Genomic DNA, 19,365 nt, shown 5'->3' on the forward strand with positions numbered 1-19,365 from the left:
ATGAAGTGCGCCAGCAATGCGGTTGCCGAAATTCCGAAAGAGCGCCTTCTTTAATTCGTCACCTTTTCAAACAAATCTACAATAAATGCCATGCTTCCGGTCGAAAAAGATTGCAGCAAGCCTGCTGTGCCATCAGCCAGCTTATTGACCGAGGGCTCCTGATTTTCATAAGGCATACCCGGCAGCCGGTCGCCATACAGCGCATTTTGCTCGGCAAGCTTCCGCACCTCGGCCAGCTCCCTCTCAAGCTCGGATATTTTGCGCGAAGCGGCATCCGACATGCCGGCAATCGACTGTGTTTCTGGTCCAATGCTTCCGCTGCCGCCTTCTTCTGCGCCTTGCCTAATGATCGCATCTACCGGCATGACAGAGGAAGCTCCGGTCTCCTCAATCGGCCCATAAATCCGTTCAATGCCCGAGGAGGACATTTCAATGCCATACAAGATAACAAAAACGAGCACCCCGCCGATGATCGCCCATTTAAACGCATCACGCCGCTTTCTCATACCGCAACTATCCTTTCTACTCTAGATTCGCCATTTAGCTTTGTGGAGCTGTAACCTTCTCATCCTGCCAATAAATATCCGCGATTACTTTAGCCAGCACATCTGCGGTGCGATACGACTCTACCAGCGTATTGTCTACACCGCCTACCTCGATCAGCACGCTGTCTGCGGCGAGCGATTGATTGTATTCCCCGTTGCCTGTGGCGGCTGTTTTGCCCCATATACCCCTTGAAATGCCCGGGTACTGCTTCTCCAGCGCTTCATGAATTTTAGTGGCGAACGCTTCGTTTTCCTTCCAGTTCGGATTTTTATGGCCGATGATAAAATAAACCTGCGCATAGCTTTTGCCCTTAATTTCGGTCGTCGTGTATTTGCGCTTCTGCGAATCGCGATGCAGATCGAATAAAAACTTCAAATCCTTGCTGCTCGCCAGCGCCTCTTTAACCGTCTTCATGGAATATTTATATGACAGCTCCCATTTGTAATTTTTCATGGCGGTCGGATAATCGGTTTCTGAATGCATAGCGCCAACCCCGCGCTGCTCCAACTGCTCCGCAAGCCGCTTGCCGACCAGCGTAATATTCGTTGTGCTGGAATTCGGGTCCTTGGCACCATCCTTCAATTCTGGATACCACGATTCCCGATTATGGGAATGATAGATAAATGCAATCTTAGCCTCCCCTGTCGAAGGCTTCGTATTGCCGCTGCCGCTTTGCCCAGGCTTGTCCCCCGGCTCTAGAGTGCTTGGCGGAAGCGATGGCTGCGGCTCCACATTCGGCTGTCCACCTGTCGTCCCTTCTTCGGCATGCGAAGGAATCGGCTCATTATCCTCAGGCCCGACGGCAGTATCGGTCCCGCTGCCTTTGCGAATGAGAAAGGAATCTCCGGCACTCATGCCGGGCATGCCTGCTGCTAGCAGGCTTTTCGGCTGGGTAGGATTAATATCCGTCATCAGCCTGACTAAAAAAGCGCTCACTTGCGGCACAGACAGCTCGCCTGACTGATTGCTGCCCTGATATGCGGGCAGCTCCATTTCCAGCATATCCCCGAACAAACCGCTCGATACAGCCGCTGCAAAACCTTTCATCGACGACACCGGCGCAGCCGACGCTTGACGGTGGGCAACTGCTGCAATGCCTATAATGACGAAAAAAATCATCGAACATAAAGAAAGAACAGCGAATGTTCTTCCTGTGACCAGCAATTGCCGAAGTTTCCGGCTTCCATACGCCAAATCGAGCAGCATGATTTTACGTCTCATCGTTTCTCTTACCTCCCGGTTCTGTGCTAGAGATGTCCTGCTGCTATTAATCTATGAACAAGCAGGCATTAATAGAACCGACGGCAACTTCATTTTTAATATAATCGGCTGCTAGATTTAGAGTGAAAGAGACATGCTTAATAGACATTGTATTAAGAAGATGAGAAGATGCACAAAAAAAACGCCATACAATGCCTATGTGTTGAAAGGCATCGTATGGCGGCTTGCTGTTAATGGGTATAGGCGGCTACATTATCGGTATCAACCGCATCATGCAGCGAAGCATTAAGCCCGCTCGCAATAATGTTGGCGATGTCCTCGATAAACTGGTCAATCTCCTTCGGCGTCACGAGCAAATCATGGCCGAGCGGGTGAAGCACCTCTTTGACGAGCTGCAGCCGCTCCTGCTCCTCCAACTGGTTCATAATGCCAAACACCTGATTGCTGTCGCCCTTGTTCGTTTCAATGTGGTGGCGCATCAGCTCCAGTGTATTATTCACAATTGTAGAAGCATATACGACTGTCGGAACTCCAATGGCAATGACTGGAATACCTAAAATTTCCTTCGTGAGTCCTTTACGCTTATTGCCGATGCCAGAGCCGGGATGAATGCCGGTATCGGCAATTTGAATCGTCGTGTTCACCCGTTCCACCGCCTTGGATGCAAGAGCATCAATGGCAATAATGACATCGGGCTTCGTTCGCTCGGCAATGCCTTGAATAATATCGCTGGACTCAATGCCGGTAATGCCTAGTACACCAGGCGCAATAGCGCTGACCGCACGATAGCCAGGCGCAACCTGATCGGGCATCAGCTCAAAAAAATGGCGGGTCACCATTACGTTCTCCACGACAATTGGGCCCAGTGCATCCGGCGTCACATTCCAGTTGCCAAGTCCAACAATAAGCACCCGTGCTGTCTTGCCGACACCGATGCGTTCAAGAAAAGTCTCAAAATGCTTGGCGAACATCGTCGCAACCCGGTTCTGCAGCTCCGTATCTTGCGTACGCAGTCCTGGAACCTCCAGCGTGACGTAGTGGCCCTGCATTTTGCCAATTGCCGCGGCCCCTTGCTCATTTTGGACATGGAGGCTTGTAATGACGATGCCATCCTCATCTTGGCGCTCGGAATGGATGCCCGGAATGACGCCGCCCGACTGCTCGGCCATTTCTTTTGCTTCCAGCGCCAAATCCGTTCGAACGTTGTAAGCCTGCAAATCAAGTTGTCCCACCGCATACCCTTCTTCCTTGAAAAAAATAAATGCTTTCTGCCATTAGTGTTCGCAAGCATTTGGTTTTCATGCGTGCTATTGCTTTTTGGGTATACGCGTGATAATATATTTTAAGTTGTGTTATCCAGAATTATAGCGTATGCTAAAGATTGCCTGTGCATATTTCGTAGGAGGTGAAACTCGATGCCAAACATTAAATCCGCAATTAAACGCGTCAAAACGAGCGAAAAACGCCGCGCTTTGAACGCTTCCCAAAAATCCGCGCTTCGTACGGCTGTTAAATCTGCTGACCAAGCTATCGCCGGCACTGATGTAGCTGTTGCTAAAACAGCTCTAATCGCTGCGACGAAAAAATTGGACAAGGCGGTTACTAAAGGCCTGATTCATAAAAATGCGGCTGCCCGCAAAAAATCTCGTCTTGCTAAAAAGCTTAACGCTCTTTCGGCGCAAGCTTAAACCGTCCTTGAACATACAAAGAAGCTGTCTTCCGGTTATCCGGTTGACAGCTTTTTTGTGTGTTATGATGTGGCGGATGGCCTCTATGCCATCCGCTTCGGGGCGCCAAGCGATAATAAATAAAGCTCAAGTCCAAAGTTTTTATCCATTTGCCCTGTCTTCATCTTATAATCCAGATCAGCTATAGAGGATAGCAATGCCCCTAGCCGCGACGTTGAAAACTTCCGGCACTTCTCCGCAGCCAGCTTAACCGCATAAGGATGGAGCCCTAACTGCCCGGCCATTTGCTGCGGTGAATAGCGATGCTGCTCCAGCTCTTTAATTTGCAGCATAATACGCAGCTGTCGTGCAATCAAAGCCGCGATTTTTATCGGCTCCTCGCGCCTGATGAGCAGTTGTCGATACAAGCGGAGCGACCTGTCCACCTGCAATTCCGCAATCGCATCAACTAATGCGAATACATCCTCTTCAACAGTCGACACCGTAAGCAGCTCCACATCCTTGCGTCCAATCTGACCGCCAACACCTGCGTGCAGACAAAGCTTGTCCACTTCCAGCGCCAGCTGCTGCATATGAGCTCCGACCCGTGACAGAAGCAGCTCAACCGCCTCTGTGTCCAGCGTGCGTTTCTGTTCCGCAGCCCGGCGGATCGCCCAGCCCTTCAATTCGGATGCATCCAGCTCTTGAAAAGCAATGAGCGCATTGCGATCCTTCAGCTGCTTAACGAGCTTGCGCCGTTCATCCAGCTTCTCCGCATTTATCAGAAACAAAATGACCGTTGTCTCAGAAGGATTCTCTATATATTGCTGCAAGCGGTCGGTGCGATGGTCCAGCTTGCCCCCCTCTTTCCCGCCAGCTGCAAATACGACGGCATCCCTCACGATGACCAGCTTGCGTTCAACGAAGAAGGGCAGCGTCTCCGCTTCCAGCACGGCCTCATCCAGCACACTTTCCGCTGTATCGAATTTGACGATACCCAGCTCCCGCTCATCAGCGGTGAACATCGCGTCAGCAAGCGCACTCTCAAACTGCTGAATTCGGTATCGGTCTTTGCCGAACACGACATATACAGGGCGAAATCGCTTGCCCTTGATTTCCTTCAATGCTTCTTTCCCATCCAAAGGTTATTCCTCCCTACCTTCTCCTGTGAACGGCAACAAAGGGATGAGCCCGATCGGCTTCATCCCTTTGTCCCTGAACATCTATATAAACATCAGCAGAAAGATCCATGGCTTCCCCTTCTGCTGATGGTCATACGACGATCAAGGCTAACACGTCGCATCTTCTCTCCACTCTTTAACATACGCAGCAAGAGCGGAAAGTGTGCATACACCTGTAGACATTCAACTCAAATTAATGCGCTGCTTTTTCATCCTTAAGCGTATTCAAATCTACCGCATATTTTTCAATGCCGCCCGACTCCAGATGAATTTCATAATTTAATATCTTATTATCCTCTGACCAGCTCAAATTAGCGATTTGGCCGTTTTTGCGCGCTGTTTCCAGCAGCAGCTTATGGTCGCTTGCCTCATAAATCTTAATGGCATAGCCAACAACCTCAGCAGAATAAACGCCGTCAGCAGAAACCAATGGAACCGTTGCAAGAGGAGCTTTCTCCGGTTCGCCTGAAAGGCTTTCCAATGGTTTGCCATCCTCCGCGGCAGGAGCTTGAGAAATGCTAGTGTCTGTACCCGTGTCAGACCTTGCATCTTTGGAATCCGGAGCAGTAAGGCCAGAAGCCGAACCAACATCAGAAGCTCCAAATTCGCTGCTGTTATTGCCGGTAGCGCTTCCGCCATCTTGATTTGATCCATCGACACTTTGATCAGTTACATTCGTTTTAAGACTCATGCCCGTATCAAGCGATTCCGTATTCACTTCGCCCGAAGCCTGTGGATCAGTAGCAACAAATTGCTTAACCGCAGACCTGTCATAGTTTTCCAACGGGCTGTCAGCAGCAGTAGCACTTGCTTCCGTCCGGCTCATGTCATGGTTTGATTGCGACCCATTAAACCAGCCTGCGTTATAGGAAATGATAAATGTACCAGCTACGAGGCACGCCGCAACGACGCCTGTGAGTTGCCGAAGCTTTGATGAAGCGGCACGATTCGGCGTTTTCCTCCGCTTAGGCGTTGCCATCTCTTGCGGCTCCACAACAGAGCCAGCCGCTTCGAATGAAAGCTGCTCCAATTGAGGCATAATAGCATCCACAAGGCTGTAGCTTGGCGTTACATGAGGCAGATTTTCCAATTCCGCAGACAGATTTTTCAGCCGCTCAAACATTGCTGCGCAGTCCGGACATTGTTTGAAATGGTTTGTCATGGTTGCTTTCTCGTATTCATCAAGGTCGCCGTCAAGCTCCCTTTGCATATATTCCATCACCTCTTGACAGTTCATCCCCGGACACCACCTTTCTGATAATCATGTAGTAACGTTTGAAGCTGCTGTCTGGCTCTGAATAAATAGGATTTAACGGTGTTTAAGGGCAAATCCAGAGACTCAGCTATTTCATTGTAGGAAAAATCCTGCAAGTATCGAAGCACGACAACAGCACGGTGATGATCGGGTAGCTTATCAATAGCGTTACGGATGTCTTGAGCTGCGTAAGCGGACAAAACCTCATCCTCTACATTTTGCTTCTCGTGAAACACCATATCATGCTCATCAATGGATACTGTTGGTTTGTTTCTTCTAAACTTGTCTATGCAGATATTCGTTACAATGCGTTGAATCCATGTTTTAAATTGGGCTTTTTCTTCGTAGGAGCCGATTTTGGTATAAATGCGAATGAGTGCCTCCTGTGCCGCATCCATTGCATCCTGCTCGTTGTTTACTATATAGTAGGCTGTCCGATAAACATGTGTTTCAATCTCTCGCAATAGAGTAATCAATGCGTCGCGATCTCCCGACTGAGCGGCTCTAATAAGGCCAGGCTCCACCACGAAGGATCCCCCTCTCTTGCAACCTCTCTGACGAGCAGGTTGCGTAAAATGTTGCAAATCTTCGTACAAATTCAGTTTTTATTTTAGCCACACGGCCCATATTCCGATTTAAAGAAGCGTACTCCACACTCAAGAATATCAAAAAAAGCAAGCACCGTATATAGCAAGTTCATGACTGCATGGAACTAGCCTGCCTGCTTCTTTTAATCAACTGCCTTCTCTAGAAACGCATAGAAGGAAAGATTTATTTTGCCAAAGCGCACTTCGCAGCATTCAGCCGGAAAAAAATCCTGTCCGCCCACGCATGTCTTGAGCTTGGCCAAAATGTTTTCGATGCTGTCACTATCGAGCTTCAGCATTAAACCCGATTGTGCATAATGGAGACTTTCTTCGTCATTAACCTGTGCAAGACCAAGCTCTTTCACTTTTTTACTGTTTATTTGCGCGGCTTCACTCAGAGCTATCACCGCTTCCTCCCCTGCAAGCGTTAGAAGGAAAGCTTCGCAAAGCTCACTTGCACCATTTATATCAAAACGGATATCGATAGCATATTTACCAGCTCTGTTTATTTTTATCATCGGTATCACACTTCCTTGCCATTAATCATCACCTACCGCTACTTATGTTCATTTTACAGGATCATTTCAAAGAAGCCTACACCGTGATTCCATTCACCCCTCTTTTCTTAAGATAAACATATGTATGAAGGAAACGTATAGCTTGATGCATGCCCTAAAGATAAGCAATAGACTGCCAAGTCATGTTGCTATTATAGGCTGTGTTTGCCAACCGGAGCAGGCTCGCCGCTCCTCGGTTAGCGTTTATTCGAGGCTGGGGAACCTCATGCTGCGATTGTTGCTGAGATCAATGTGACTGGGAACACTGCGATTGAGCATCCGCGGCTCGGGACGCGCGCTCCTTTTTTGGCGGACTGAGGTTCCTCTATTTTGGGTTTTGAACCGATTTCTGACCTTAAGCGGACAGGAAATCCGCTATTGCCCTCTTTATCGCAGCAAAGTGGCCATTTGCAGCATATTAGAGGCTCCTGTGTCTGCCAATTGTGCTATACCCTTGATTCTGTTGAAATAGCTGCTTCTGTGTCCGCCTGGTCTAGCTTTGTGCGGGGAATGAGCCTCTGAAATTCGGACCATCAAGCTGCCTTTCGGTACGTAGGTCCACCTTCACAAGTGGAGGCATTTCCAGTAAAAATGGGAATACTTGTGACATCATTAGATTTGATCTGGATCTGGTTTTGATTATAGCTCAATTACGTTTGCATACACGCCTCAACTATGTGCACTTTTATTAAAAATTCTCCTTTTTGTGATTGTGTTTATTATCATTGAAAATCAATTTCCTTTATTCATCGTTCTTGCCAAAAGCCTCTCCGATGCCACCCGGTATTCAATTTCACCATCCTGATCTGTTCGGCGCACCTCGGCTCCAGCCGCCTTCAAGCGTCCCAGCACATCGCCATGAGGATGGCCGTAGCTGTTTGTCGCACCTGCGGAAATCGCCGCACTCAGCGGCTGCCAGCGTTCGAGCCAATTGGCGTCAGTCGAATAACGACTTCCATGATGCGCTACTTTAAGCACATCAACTTTGGAGCAGCAAGCTGCATAAAAAGCTGGATCTTCATCCATAAAGGCCAGCAAACGCTCCTCCGTCTCAAATCCGATGTCTCCCGTCAGCAGAAAAGTATAATTCTTCATCGTCAAATAAAGGACAACACTCGCTTCGTTCTGCTCCTCAATCTCCTCGATTTCCATGCTGGGAATGCTGCTCCGTTCCATGTGGACAACAGCAGGGGGCCATAGTATGGTCAGCTTTGTACCCTTGGCCATTTCCCATCCCTGCCCCGCCTCGGCCCGGTACATCGGAATCTCATGGCGAACCGCATAAGCCAGCAATTCCTCCGCTTCAGGTGAATGCTTCATACTGCCGTTCCATAACAGTCCTTTGACTGGGATCGAATCCATAACCGCTTTAAGCCCCTTAATATGATCGCTATCCAAATGGCTGACGACGAGCAAATCAAGCTGTTGCACTCCGCGCTTCATTAATAGTGGGGCAAGGACCTTCTTGCCTACCTCAAAAGGGTCCTTGCGCGCTCTCCACTCTTCGCCCTCTTTACGGAAAGAAACCGTTCCCCCGCCGTCGATCAACAGATGCTTCCCTTCTGGCGTCCTGACATAAATAGCGTCCCCTTGTCCGATATCAAGCACATGAACGCGGCCGTCATTATCAAATAAGTCAGGATAATAGGCGAAAAACAGCAGCGTTAGCAGCAGGAGGACGGATGAAAACAGGCTGCTGGGATAAAGAAGCGCCATCGCAGAGGTTGCACTCGGAAAGCCTTTAAATCCTAGAGATGATTTATGGGCAGCAATAATACTGCCCATTCTATGTACGGATGAAAGCTCATGGAGCGGCTGCGTCTCCAGCTCGCGATTTTCGCGACCGGCAGCAGGCCCGCCATGCTCTAGCTCTAGCTCTGGATCATGATCAGGGAAAGCTGCCGAATGGCGTACTGGAAGTGCGCGGAATAGCAGCGCTAAAGCGCCATACCAAGCTGCAATCCACCATAGCGGAGGAGTTTTCCAAATTAGGCGGAATAAATCTGCTTTTGCGAGCCAGTCCACGAGCCAAAATGTCCAGTCATTCGCGTAAACGCTCGCCCATGCGAGCAGCTTGCCGCCTGCTGGCCAAGCCATATGAATGAACAGCGCGGCTCCACCTAACGGCATAATAATAAAGCTGATAAATGGTACAAGCAGTATGTTCGCCGGGAGCGACAGCAAATGGAATTGGTTGAAATAATAAATGGAAACCGGGAACGATACGGCCTGTGCCACGACGCTGACGGCAATCAAATCAAGCAGCGCTTTGCCTCGCTTCCAGTCAGGCATGGCTCGCCTTACAGGAGGAACGCCAAGAATAAGGCCTAGCGTTACGATAAACGAAAGCTGGAAGCTGACATTTTCCAGATAAAAAGGATTTAACGCCAGCATAATGACGGCTGCGGCCGCCAGTATATGCAGGCCATCCTTTAGCTTGTGCATGCGTGCAACCAGCAGACCGAGCATGCCCATAACGCCTGCCCTGACAACCGAAGGCGAAGCGCCGCTGAGCAGCACATAGAAGGGCACGGCAAAAATGAGCGTCAGCAGCAGACGCTCCCGCGTCATGCGGCAAAGCCGTAAAATCAGGCCAAGCGCGTAGAGGAATACCGCGACGTGCAGGCCCGATATGGCGAGTATATGCGTTAAGCCGAGACGAGCGAATTGCTGCATGAGGGAGGGATCAAGGTCATCCGTGATCCCGAGGACGAGACCTTGCATGTAGCCGGCCTGCATGCCCGGGTACATGCTCGACAGCTGTGCGCCAAGCCAGGCGCGCACGGTGTCGACGCGGCCGAGCAGCGCGGCCGCGGTCCATGGCGGGCCAGGCGCGATGTCGATCGCGCCTGTGCCCGTAGCTTGAAGCAGCCAGTGGATTTTCTGGCTGCTCAAGTAGCGGCGGTAGTCGAAGCCGCCGCGATTAGCCGGGCCAGCGGGCTGCGCCAGCTGGCCCCTAATGTCAACGACGTCGCCGCGCCGCCAAGCAGCGGCGACCTCCTGCTGCGGCTGCTGCTCAAGCCGCAGCTGCACAAGCATCCGCTCGCCGCCAAGCTGGCGCGGCAAGCCAAACCCCGCTACGCTGGCGGCATTGACCGCCAGCTCAAAGCTTGCCCGGTCGCCGTCGATTTCGACGACCGACGCAATCGTCCCGGACGCTTGAGCCGCTATCGCAGCGTCCAACCCTTGCGCCTCTGCGGCGCGCAGCACGTCCAGCAGGCCAGTCACATTGCGGGCATCCGCCCACATTCGTTCCCCAGCGGCAAGGACGAAGCTGACTACACATATGGCTGCCAGCTTCCGCGTCAGCCGCCCCGACAAAACAAGCGCCAGGGAGGCTACTGCCACGCCGCCCGACGCCAGTGCAGCTCCTGCGCCGCTCAATTTCGCGCCGCTTGCGCAGCCAGCCACAAAACATACCGCAAACCAAAGCAGCGGTCTTCTATCCATTTTCAATCACCTCATTAATTTGATTTGAGCATGGCTTCATTTTCATGAAAACAAGCCAAAGCCACCATACCTATGCATCTTACGCCATCCTATAACGGCAAAAGCTCGTTACGCGGTGGAATATAAATCATTAATAAGCTCAAACTTTTAAGCACCTATATTTGCAAAAAAACACCTCTTATCACATGCGAATACGCAGGCGATAAGAGGTGCTCCCTCTCTAAATAATGGTTATTTTATGTCCCTGGCCATGTTCTTGGCTTTGCTCTTGCTGTTTATTTTTCAATCGCTATTTTTCAATCGCTGTTCATTTTTTATCACTGTTTATGTTCTATTGCTGTTCATTTTTCTACCACTGCTCATGTTTCTATCACTGCATATGTTTCTTTCACTATTGCAATCTCTGCTCTTTTCCCAGTTCCTACCCGCTCAGTTTCATTGCCCTAACTTCCCGTTAACTCGTGAAAATCAAGAAATAACTGACATTCCCGCCTGCGGCGGCGGCTCATAGCCTTCCAGAAAACGAAAGGCAATGCCCTTCTGTCCCATTAGCGTCACAACCTTCTCGCTGTCTTTCGGGTAACCGCGGTGATAGACGACCTCTTTAATCCCGCTGTTCGCAAGCATATTCGCGCAAGTCCAGCAAGGCTGGTCTGTCACATATACCGTTGAGCCTTCACGGTCGGCACGATCGGTAAACAGCAGCAAATTTTGCTCCGCATGGATCGTGCGAATGCAGCGCTGCTTTTTAACCATTTGCTCCTCGCCATTCTCCAGCTTAATTTCCCACTCTTCCGCAATCATGCATCCTGCTTCCGAGCAATCCTGAACGCCCATTGGCGCTCCATTATATGCAGTGCCAAGCAGCTTTTTGCCCTGCACCAAAACAGCTCCCACATGCCGCCTTGGACAGCGTGAGCGCGTCGATACCATATAAGCAATGTCCATAAAATACGTATCCCAGTCTTTACGTTCGGCGTCTTGCCCTACTATTGCCATTGTTTCAGCTTCCTCCTTGATGCTCGTTCAAAATAATCATCAGCCACAATTGCGTCTAAAATTCACGATATATTCGTTTTTTCATTAAATTCGGCTGCTGCCTGTTATTTTCTCATACTTAAGGATTGGCGACAATGCTGTCTTTCATGCCTTCCAGCAGCTTAGAACCAATTCCTTTCACTCGCTGCAAGTCATCGACCGATGTAAACCGCCCATTTTTCTCCCGATTTTCTACGATCGCTTTAGCTTTCGCCGGTCCGATTCCCTTCAGCCCATCGAGCTCCTGAACAGTTGCCCGATTAATATCCAGCTTGCCCGAATCCGTCGACGACGCAACAACTTCACCTGTATCATTTTGTGCCGCTTCAACCTCGCCGTTCCCGTTTTGCCCAACTCCAACACTGTTCGAGGACGGTTTTCCACTGCTGCCATTTGCCGTTGTATTCCCCTGCTGTCCTTCTGCATCCTTCTGCTTCCTTAAGCCACTTCCCTCACCAGACTCGCTCTTCGCCTCAGGAAAGCCGGATTCAATGCTATGCTCTGGCTGCAATGCCGCTTCCACTGCCGAATTTAAAGTTGTCCAGCCGCTTGGCGCCTGCTCCTTCGGCATAAACATAGCAGCTCCAAGCAGCCCACAGGCGACCAGCAAACAACCCGACATAATATTCCGCTTAGCATTCCGACTTCTCCCGTATTGCTGCTTCTTCGCTCGTTGCCCCATCCTTTATCCACACCTTTCGCTATGAATGACCGCGCCAAAAAAGATGAAAATCGTTGACATAACTGCCAAGTTGTCAGGAATACGGTAGAAGAACAGGTAAACTGCGAATAGACTTACTTCGCCTTAAAGCCTGTTCATGTTCACTTTGCAAAATCAATTCCGATCACAAAATGATTCAAATCAGGCCCCCACAAGGCCGCTTCCATTTCACAACCTCACAACGAAGGAGGTCACCCTATGAAAGTTGGATTTATTGGAACGGGAACGATGGGCAGTCTGCTTATTGAGGCATTAATCGCTTCGGGAGCGCTGGAATCCGATCAAATTTCCGTCAGCAATCGCACTTTCTCCAAAGCGCAGGCGCTCGCTGACCGCTATGCCGGACTTCAAGCAGAAGCGAGCAATGCACGTACCGCATTTGGCAAGGATATTGTTTTTCTCTGCATTAAGCCTCATGAATTTAAAAAGGTCATCGACGACATTTCCCCTGTCATAAGGCCTGAGCAACTGCTAGTTTCGATTACAAGCCCGGTGCTGCTCTCACATCTTGAGGAAGTAGTGCCCTGCAAAGTAGCCAAGGTCATTCCCAGCATTACGAATCATGTATGGAGCGGCGCTTCCTTATGTATTTATGGCTCCCGCATCCAGAGCGAGGACAAGGAACGGCTCGAAGCGCTGCTCGCCTTTATTAGCGAGCCGCTGCAAATTGATGAATCCTATACGCGTGTCGTCTCAGACCTCTCCAGCTGCGGACCGGCGTTTATTTCTTGTCTGCTGGAACAGTTCGTCGACGCGGCAGTTGAAGAGACGGGCATTGACCGAGAGGAAGCGCTCAAAGTGGCAAGTGCCATGCTGCTCGGGACAGGGCTGCTCTTGACCGAAGGAGGCCTTACCCCAGCAGATGTGCAGGCCCGGGTAGCCGTTCCCGGAGGCATTACAGCACAAGCGCTCAAATTGCTTCGCAATGAGACCGATGATGTATTCAACCGGCTTATTCGCACAACTCATGCCAAATTCCACGACGATGTCGCCAAAGTTTCCGTATCTTTCTACGGCGAAGAGGTGAACGGTCAATAGCTGTTCTTCAGCTAACTGACCGTTCACCTCTTCATGTGGCTAACGTTTAATTGGCAACGATGTTTACGATTTTACCTTTTACAGCTACAACCTTGCGGATCGTTTTGCCTGCGATAAGCTCCTGCACCTTACTTAGTTCCTTCGCAAGACGTTCCATTTCGGCTTCATCCGTGTCTGCCGCTATTGACAGGCGCTCAATGATTTTGCCATTAACTTGAACGACGATTTCAACTTCTTGGTCAACCGTCCAAGCTTCTTCCCATGTTGGCCAGGACTCGTACGTAATCGTATCTGTTCCGCCCAGCTTCTCCCACAGCTCTTCCGCGATATGCGGCGCAAGCGGGGACAGCATTTTCACAAAGTCAGCCATCGCTTCACGCGGCAGCACTTCGGTTTTGTAAGCTTCATTGACAAAAATCATCAATTGGCTGATCGCTGTGTTAAAACGCAGATGCTCAAAGTCATCGGTTACTTTTTTAATGGTGCGATGCCATGTGCGCTTGAAGGCTTCGGTCGTTTCACCGTCCGAAATTTTCGCACTCAAGCTGCCATCGTCACCGATGAACAGGCGCCATACACGGCTAAGGAAACGGAAGGCTCCTTCTACGCCGTTCGTATTCCAAGGCTTCGTCGCTTCCAGCGGGCCCATGAACATTTCATACAAACGCAGCGTATCTCCGCCGAATTCCGATACAATTTCATCCGGGTTAATGACGTTGCCGCGGGATTTGGACATCTTCTCATTGTTCGTGCCCAAGATCATCCCTTGATTCACGAGTTTATGGAAAGGCTCCTTCGTCTCAACTACGCCCAGATCATACAATACTTTATGCCAGAAGCGCGCATATAGCAAGTGAAGCACAGCATGCTCCGCTCCGCCGATATACAGGTCAACCGGCAGCCATTCGCGCTGTTTCTCCGGCGAACAAATTTCCTTGTCGTTTTTCGGGTCGATAAAGCGCAGGTAGTACCAGCAGCTGCCCGCCCATTGCGGCATCGTGTTCGTCTCGCGGCGCGCTTTCATGCCCGTTTCCGGATCAATCGTATTGACCCATTCCGTTACATTTGCAAGCGGTGATTCCCCTGTACCCGAAGGCTTAATCGCATCAACATCCGGCAGCAGCAGCGGAAGCTGGTCCTCTGGTACTGGCTTCATTGTGCCATCCTCCAGATGAAGAATCGGAATCGGCTCGCCCCAATAACGCTGGCGGCTGAACAGCCAATCGCGCAGACGGTACGTCACTTTGCCATGACCGCTGCCTTTTTCTTCGAGGAAGCTGATCATTTTTGCAATCGCTTCTTCATTATTAAGCCCGTTCAGTAAATCGGAATTAACGTGGGCGCCGTCGCCAGTATAGGCTTCTTTGGAAATATCTCCGCCTTGTACAACTTCCACAATCGGCAGTCCGAACTGTGTGGCAAATTCCCAGTCGCGCGTATCATGGCCTGGAACCGCCATAATCGCACCTGTACCGTAGCCTGCCAGTACATAATCGGCAATCCAGATTGGCGTTTTCTCGCCATTGACCGGGTTAATCGCATAAGCACCCGTGAATACGCCGGATTTTTCCTTCGCCAGATCAGTACGCTCCAAATCGCTCTTGCGGGAAGCTGTCAGCTGGTAAGCCTCAATTGCCGCCTTTTGATCTGCTGTCGTAATTTGGGCAACCAGCTCATGCTCAGGTGCAAGTACGCAATAAGTGGCACCAAACAAAGTATCCGGACGCGTCGTAAACACGACAAGATTCGCATCATGGCCCTCAATAGCAAACGTCACTTCGGCGCCTGTAGACTTGCCGATCCAGTTGCGCTGCATATCCTTGATGCTTTCCGTCCAATCAAGCTCCTCCAGATCCTCCAGCAGGCGCTCCGCATATTCGGTAATTTTCAGTACCCATTGGCGCATTGGCTTGCGTACAACCGGATGATTTCCACGTTCGCTTAGTCCGTCAATGACTTCCTCGTTGGCAAGCACAGTTCCCAGCGCTTCGCACCAGTTAACTGGAACTTCAGCAACATATGCAAGGCCTTTGTTGTACAGCTGGATGAAAATCCACTGCGTCCATTTATAATAATCCGGGTCAGTCGTACTAAACTCGCGATCCCAATCGTAGGAAAAGCCGAGCGATTTGATTTGACGGCGGAAGTTGTCGATATTTTTAAATGTAATTTCACGCGGATGCTGCCCTGTATCCAGTGCATGCTGCTCTGCAGGAAGGCCAAATGCATCCCAGCCCATTGGGTGCAGGACGTTAAAGCCGCGCAGGCGCTTGTAACGCGACACGATATCCGTTGCCGTATAACCTTCCGGATGACCGACGTGCAGGCCTGAACCGGATGGATAAGGGAACATATCAAGTGCATAAAATTTCGGTATGCCCGCTTCTTCCTTCGTAGCGAACGTCTTGTTCTCATCCCAATATTTTTGCCATTTCGGCTCTACTATCAGCGGATTATAGCCTTGCGGTTGCTGATCTTGACTCATGAATGTTTCCTCCTTAAGCTTGGTAAAGCAAAATTTCAGCGGTCTTCCAAGGTGAAACGGCTGTCGCCGTCCTCTGGCGGCGCTGCGCGTTTCAGTCCGAGAAATATAAGCCTATTTATAAGGGAAAACTTATAAATGCTTATATTTCATGCAAAAAAGCTCCCGCCCCTAGCGTATGATCGCTAGGGACGAGAGCTGTCTCCCGTGGTACCACCCTAGTTAGCCCCCGGACATGCTTTGCCGAGTGCTCACTTGTCGCCTTTAACGCAGGCCTTACGGTACGCTTGCGCGCACAGCTCCAAGGTGAGATTCATATCGCTGCAGGTCCGGCTTGCACCATCCGCCGGCTCTCTAAGCCATGCCCCGCGATACTACTGTTCCTCATCAACGCCATATGTGACATTTTAAGAATTAGTTCCGATTATAATGAAGCTTTGACGCGATGTCAAGGGATAAGCTTCTAAGTTTCTCCCTTTTTATCCCAATACACTCACTTCTTGCATGCTTAGATGAACGATGCGTGAATGTCAGTCATTTGTTGCTAGGGACTTCCTTTCTCCTTGCTGCTAAAAAAGCCGCTTCATTTATCCATGGCATTTGCCCCAAGGAGGGGTATAATAGGAGCAGCTAGCTTTTGCAACCCACTACTATTTTCGGAGGAATCGTTATGATGCGTTTTGTAAGCAACAACCATATAACAGACCCTGCGCTTAATTTGGCGCTGGAAGAATATATTTTACGGTCGCTGCCGCCGGAGGACGATTATTTACTGTTTTATATTAATGAGCCTTCCATTATTATTGGCAAAAACCAAAATACACTGGAAGAAATCAACCCGCGCTACGTAGAGGAAAACAACATCCATGTCGTGCGCCGGCTGTCCGGCGGCGGAGCCGTATATCATGACGAAGGGAATTTGAATTTCAGCTTCATCATGAGCGACGACGGCCAATCCTTCCATAACTTCAAGAAATTTACCGAACCGGTTGTGAAAGCACTAGCCAAGCTTGGCGTTCAGGCTGAGCTTACGGGTCGCAACGATATTCAAGTAGGCGAACGAAAAATTTCCGGCAACGCCCAATTTTCAGGACGCGGCAGAATGTTCAGTCATGGGACCTTGCTGTTTGATTCCGAAATTGAAAATGTCGTATCGGCTTTGAAAGCGAATCCCGAAAAATACGTGTCCAAAGCGACAAAATCGATTCGCAGCCGCGTAGCCAACATTTCCGAGTTTCTGGCAGAGCCGATTACAATTGAGGAATTCCGCCAAAGCGTGCTTGCTTCTATTTTTGAAGGCAGTGAGGAAATCCCTTACTACGAGCTGTCCGAGGCGCAATGGGCGGATGTACGCGAGCTGGCACAAACGCGCTATCGCAGCTGGGATTGGAATTATGGCCGATCGCCAGCATTCAATATGCGCCAGACGAAGCGGATCGAAGGAGCTGGAACGTTCGATGTACGCCTGCAAGTGGAGGAAGGTCTTATTGCAGATGCTGCCGTATATGGCGATTTCTTCGGTCGTGGCGAGAGCAGCGAATTTGCCAAGCAGCTCATCGATCAGCGTTATGAAGCTGCTGCACTCGGCAAACTGCTCGGCGAGATCGATTTAGGCTATTATTTCGGCAAAGTAACGAAGGAAGACTTAATGGGCTTGATTTTCGAATAAAAATAAACAGCGCCCCGGCCTTCTCTTATTAAGAGAGTCCGGGGCGCTGTTTATGTCCCGTGATGTCATCCGAAAGAATGAAATCATTAATAGGTTCTTTGAATGCCACTTTTGCCAACTGCCAGCTTGCGAAGCCATAAAACAATGCCATAGCCAAGAACAACAGCAGCGCTGTTCATGAGAATATCATCAATGTCGAAGCTGCCGCGCCTCGTAAGCATTTGCAGTATTTCCAGCAGCGTAATAAACAGCACAAAAGACAGCAGTACCTTGCCCAGCCGCCAGCGGAAAACAATTGGAAGCGCCAAGCCAAAGGGTACAAATACGACAATATTGCCCCCCATATTAATGATCCAATCGATAAAGGGCATATGATGAAAGTTCGTTACATAAAGCTTGATGGTTGAAAAAGGAATGACATTATATCGCAGCTCTGCACCGCTTCTCGCCTGCCGGCCAAAGCCAAAAAACATCGCATAAATGAGCCCCATCGTATATACGAAAATAAGAACGGCTGTCACTTTTTGAGCAAAGGAATCGAATTTTCCGCCTGCCTGCTTCAACGTAATCGCCCCTCCACTTTGCCCGGGTTAATGGGACGCCGGTAATTTTTTCACCCGATACCAGTAGTTATATTGCAGTGTAAAGCCAAGCTTGTCATACAAGCGGTTAGCCGCATCATTGGCATGCGTAACGAGCAAATAGCTGTGCTCCGCCCCATTTTCCTTGCCCCACTGCAAAATATGCAGCAGAAGCTGCTCGCCAAATCCACGTCTGCGAAAATCTGGCGAGGTCACGACGGCATACAGACCGATATATCCCCGCTCCATCACGCCAATACCGCAAGCCGCTGGCACTCCCTCTACATAAAGCACAGCAAAGGCCGTCTGAAACGGCGGTGATGCAAACATATTTCTAAGCGTTTCCCGCTCATCATCGGTATGCTTTGCCATCGACATATAGGCTTCCAGCCAAGCTTCACTTAAAAAAGTGTCTATGCGAACGTCCAGCCCGCCAACCGGTTCTCGCATTTGTGCAAGGGCCGCTGTCTTGACATAGACGGGGTCTATTTTGTCGTAGCCTCGCAGCCCGAGCGTCTCATCCAGCTCCGGCGGCTGGGAGAATGGCGTGATTTTATAGGTCGTATCCAGTCCACGCGCCGTATAAAAAGCTTCGCCATAGGTGATTTTTTGCGAAAGTACTTCCCCGCTGCAGGCTACTGGCACGATGGAGTTTGACCGTTTTGTATAGCCATTCGCCAGACGCAGCTGCCACCCCTCATACATCAGCACCTGAAGCGCAGGCCAAGCATTCATCGACAGCTCCTCCAGCTTGAGATGCAGCTGCTCCTCAGATGACGACTCTAATGCGGCGCTATCCAAACGCTGCTTGATCTGTCCCATATGATGCCGATCATGAGCGATAAAATCTGTTAAATACGCCTGCAGCCGGAATGGATGACCATCGCTGTCTATGTATTCAGCCGCATAATGCTGCTCAGGCAAAGCTTGAATGATCCCAACGATCGCTTCACGGTCTTGAATCGTCTGCCTGATCAGCTTCGCAATCGAAGTATAACGACCATATAGGCGGGCATTTTCATTAAATGCATCATAATCCAAATGCTTTAGCGTCAGCTCCTGCTGCCGACTTAATCTCTCAATTGCTGTCGTAAGAAAATAACGATCCCAAAGCGCAATATGAGCAACGGCTTCGCGAACAGACCATTTTCCCGGAGCCAAGCTTAGCTCCCACACTGCCTCCTCCTGCTGCTCCAGCCCAGCCACAAACGTAATCCATTCCTGAAAATACTTGAGCAACTGCCGTTTTCCCTGCTCCTGCTCCTGCTCCATGAACCGCTCTCCCTCGCTTTGCTATCCAATATATGAACTTTTTTTACAATAAAACTTGTAAAAATCTCGCAATTTGCATGCCCTGCAATATTTCCGCCCT

General features: G+C 50.0%; 16 protein-coding genes and 1 other annotated feature. Of the genes, 3 read left to right on the forward strand and 13 right to left on the reverse strand.

The window, feature by feature from the left end; genetic code table 11:
* Positions 1 to 50 precede the first annotated feature (50 nt).
* The 3 genes from ABEW34_RS08810 to gpr form a co-directional block, all read right to left on the reverse strand.
* A complete protein-coding gene (locus tag ABEW34_RS08810) occupies positions 51 to 506 on the reverse strand; it encodes a hypothetical protein (RefSeq protein ID WP_430157186.1) in 456 nt (151 codons plus the stop codon).
* Between the two features lie 34 nt (positions 507 to 540).
* Positions 541 to 1,767, reverse strand: a complete 1,227-nt coding sequence (gene spoIIP, locus ABEW34_RS08815) for a stage II sporulation protein P (protein WP_430157189.1) — start codon at positions 1,765 to 1,767, stop codon at positions 541 to 543.
* Positions 1,768 to 1,997: 230 nt separating this feature from the next.
* Entirely contained in the window at positions 1,998 to 2,999 is a 1,002-nt protein-coding gene (gene gpr, locus ABEW34_RS08820; protein ID WP_430157192.1) for a GPR endopeptidase, read from the reverse strand.
* Positions 3,000 to 3,182: 183 nt separating this feature from the next.
* Here gpr and rpsT point away from each other — a divergent pair, with 183 nt between their 5' ends.
* Entirely contained in the window at positions 3,183 to 3,455 is a 273-nt protein-coding gene (rpsT, locus tag ABEW34_RS08825) for a 30S ribosomal protein S20 (protein ID WP_056029395.1), read from the forward strand.
* A gap of 83 nt (positions 3,456 to 3,538) precedes the next feature.
* Here rpsT and holA read toward each other — a convergent pair whose 3' ends face one another.
* From holA to ABEW34_RS08860, 7 genes are all read right to left on the reverse strand, one after another.
* Positions 3,539 to 4,576, reverse strand: coding sequence for a DNA polymerase III subunit delta (gene holA / locus ABEW34_RS08830; RefSeq protein WP_430157195.1), 1,038 nt, complete (start codon positions 4,574 to 4,576; stop codon positions 3,539 to 3,541).
* A gap of 232 nt (positions 4,577 to 4,808) precedes the next feature.
* Positions 4,809 to 5,852, reverse strand: a complete 1,044-nt coding sequence (locus tag ABEW34_RS08835; RefSeq protein WP_430157198.1) for an anti-sigma factor family protein — start codon at positions 5,850 to 5,852, stop codon at positions 4,809 to 4,811.
* Positions 5,849 to 6,397 (reverse strand): RNA polymerase sigma factor, encoded by a 549-nt coding sequence (locus tag ABEW34_RS08840; RefSeq protein ID WP_056029404.1) that lies wholly within the window; start codon positions 6,395 to 6,397, stop codon positions 5,849 to 5,851. Before ABEW34_RS08840 ends, ABEW34_RS08835 begins: the two co-directional genes overlap by 4 nt.
* A 203-nt stretch (positions 6,398 to 6,600) precedes the next feature.
* Positions 6,601 to 6,975: a hypothetical protein gene (locus tag ABEW34_RS08845; protein ID WP_430157201.1), complete on the reverse strand. Its 375-nt coding sequence runs from the start codon at positions 6,973 to 6,975 to the stop codon at positions 6,601 to 6,603.
* A 771-nt stretch (positions 6,976 to 7,746) separates the two neighbouring features.
* Complete coding sequence (locus ABEW34_RS08850; protein ID WP_430157204.1) at positions 7,747 to 10,464, reverse strand: ComEC/Rec2 family competence protein; 2,718 nt, start codon at positions 10,462 to 10,464, stop codon at positions 7,747 to 7,749.
* 468 nt (positions 10,465 to 10,932) lie between these two features.
* Positions 10,933 to 11,463, reverse strand: coding sequence for a deoxycytidylate deaminase (locus ABEW34_RS08855; RefSeq protein ID WP_430157207.1), 531 nt, complete (start codon positions 11,461 to 11,463; stop codon positions 10,933 to 10,935).
* Between the two features lie 118 nt (positions 11,464 to 11,581).
* Positions 11,582 to 12,184 (reverse strand): ComEA family DNA-binding protein, encoded by a 603-nt coding sequence (locus tag ABEW34_RS08860; protein WP_430157209.1) that lies wholly within the window; start codon positions 12,182 to 12,184, stop codon positions 11,582 to 11,584.
* A 237-nt stretch (positions 12,185 to 12,421) separates the two neighbouring features.
* Here ABEW34_RS08860 and comER point away from each other — a divergent pair, with 237 nt between their 5' ends.
* Complete coding sequence (gene comER / locus ABEW34_RS08865; protein ID WP_430157212.1) at positions 12,422 to 13,261, forward strand: late competence protein ComER; 840 nt, start codon at positions 12,422 to 12,424, stop codon at positions 13,259 to 13,261.
* A gap of 46 nt (positions 13,262 to 13,307) precedes the next feature.
* On the opposite strand, the gene leuS is transcribed toward comER, so the two are convergent.
* The gene (gene leuS / locus ABEW34_RS08870) at positions 13,308 to 15,746 is read right to left on the reverse strand and encodes a leucine--tRNA ligase (RefSeq protein ID WP_430157215.1); all 2,439 of its coding nucleotides are present in this window, start codon (positions 15,744 to 15,746) and stop codon (positions 13,308 to 13,310) included.
* Between the two features lie 181 nt (positions 15,747 to 15,927).
* Positions 15,928 to 16,143: a binding site (T-box leader), on the reverse strand.
* Between the two features lie 273 nt (positions 16,144 to 16,416).
* Between leuS and ABEW34_RS08875 the strand changes: the two genes are divergently transcribed.
* Positions 16,417 to 17,412: a lipoate--protein ligase gene (locus tag ABEW34_RS08875; protein ID WP_430158528.1), complete on the forward strand. Its 996-nt coding sequence runs from the start codon at positions 16,417 to 16,419 to the stop codon at positions 17,410 to 17,412.
* A gap of 86 nt (positions 17,413 to 17,498) precedes the next feature.
* Here the strand turns inward: ABEW34_RS08875 and ABEW34_RS08880 are convergent, their stop codons facing one another.
* Together ABEW34_RS08880 and ABEW34_RS08885 are read right to left on the reverse strand one after the other, a co-directional pair.
* Entirely contained in the window at positions 17,499 to 17,975 is a 477-nt protein-coding gene (locus ABEW34_RS08880) for a VanZ family protein (RefSeq protein WP_430157217.1), read from the reverse strand.
* A gap of 27 nt (positions 17,976 to 18,002) precedes the next feature.
* Positions 18,003 to 19,265: a GNAT family N-acetyltransferase gene (locus tag ABEW34_RS08885; protein WP_430157218.1), complete on the reverse strand. Its 1,263-nt coding sequence runs from the start codon at positions 19,263 to 19,265 to the stop codon at positions 18,003 to 18,005.
* Positions 19,266 to 19,365 lie beyond the last annotated feature (100 nt).

Origin of the sequence: Paenibacillus algorifonticola (assembly GCF_050481745.1) — a bacterium.
Lineage (GTDB): Bacteria > Bacillota > Bacilli > Paenibacillales > Paenibacillaceae > Pristimantibacillus > Pristimantibacillus algorifonticola_A.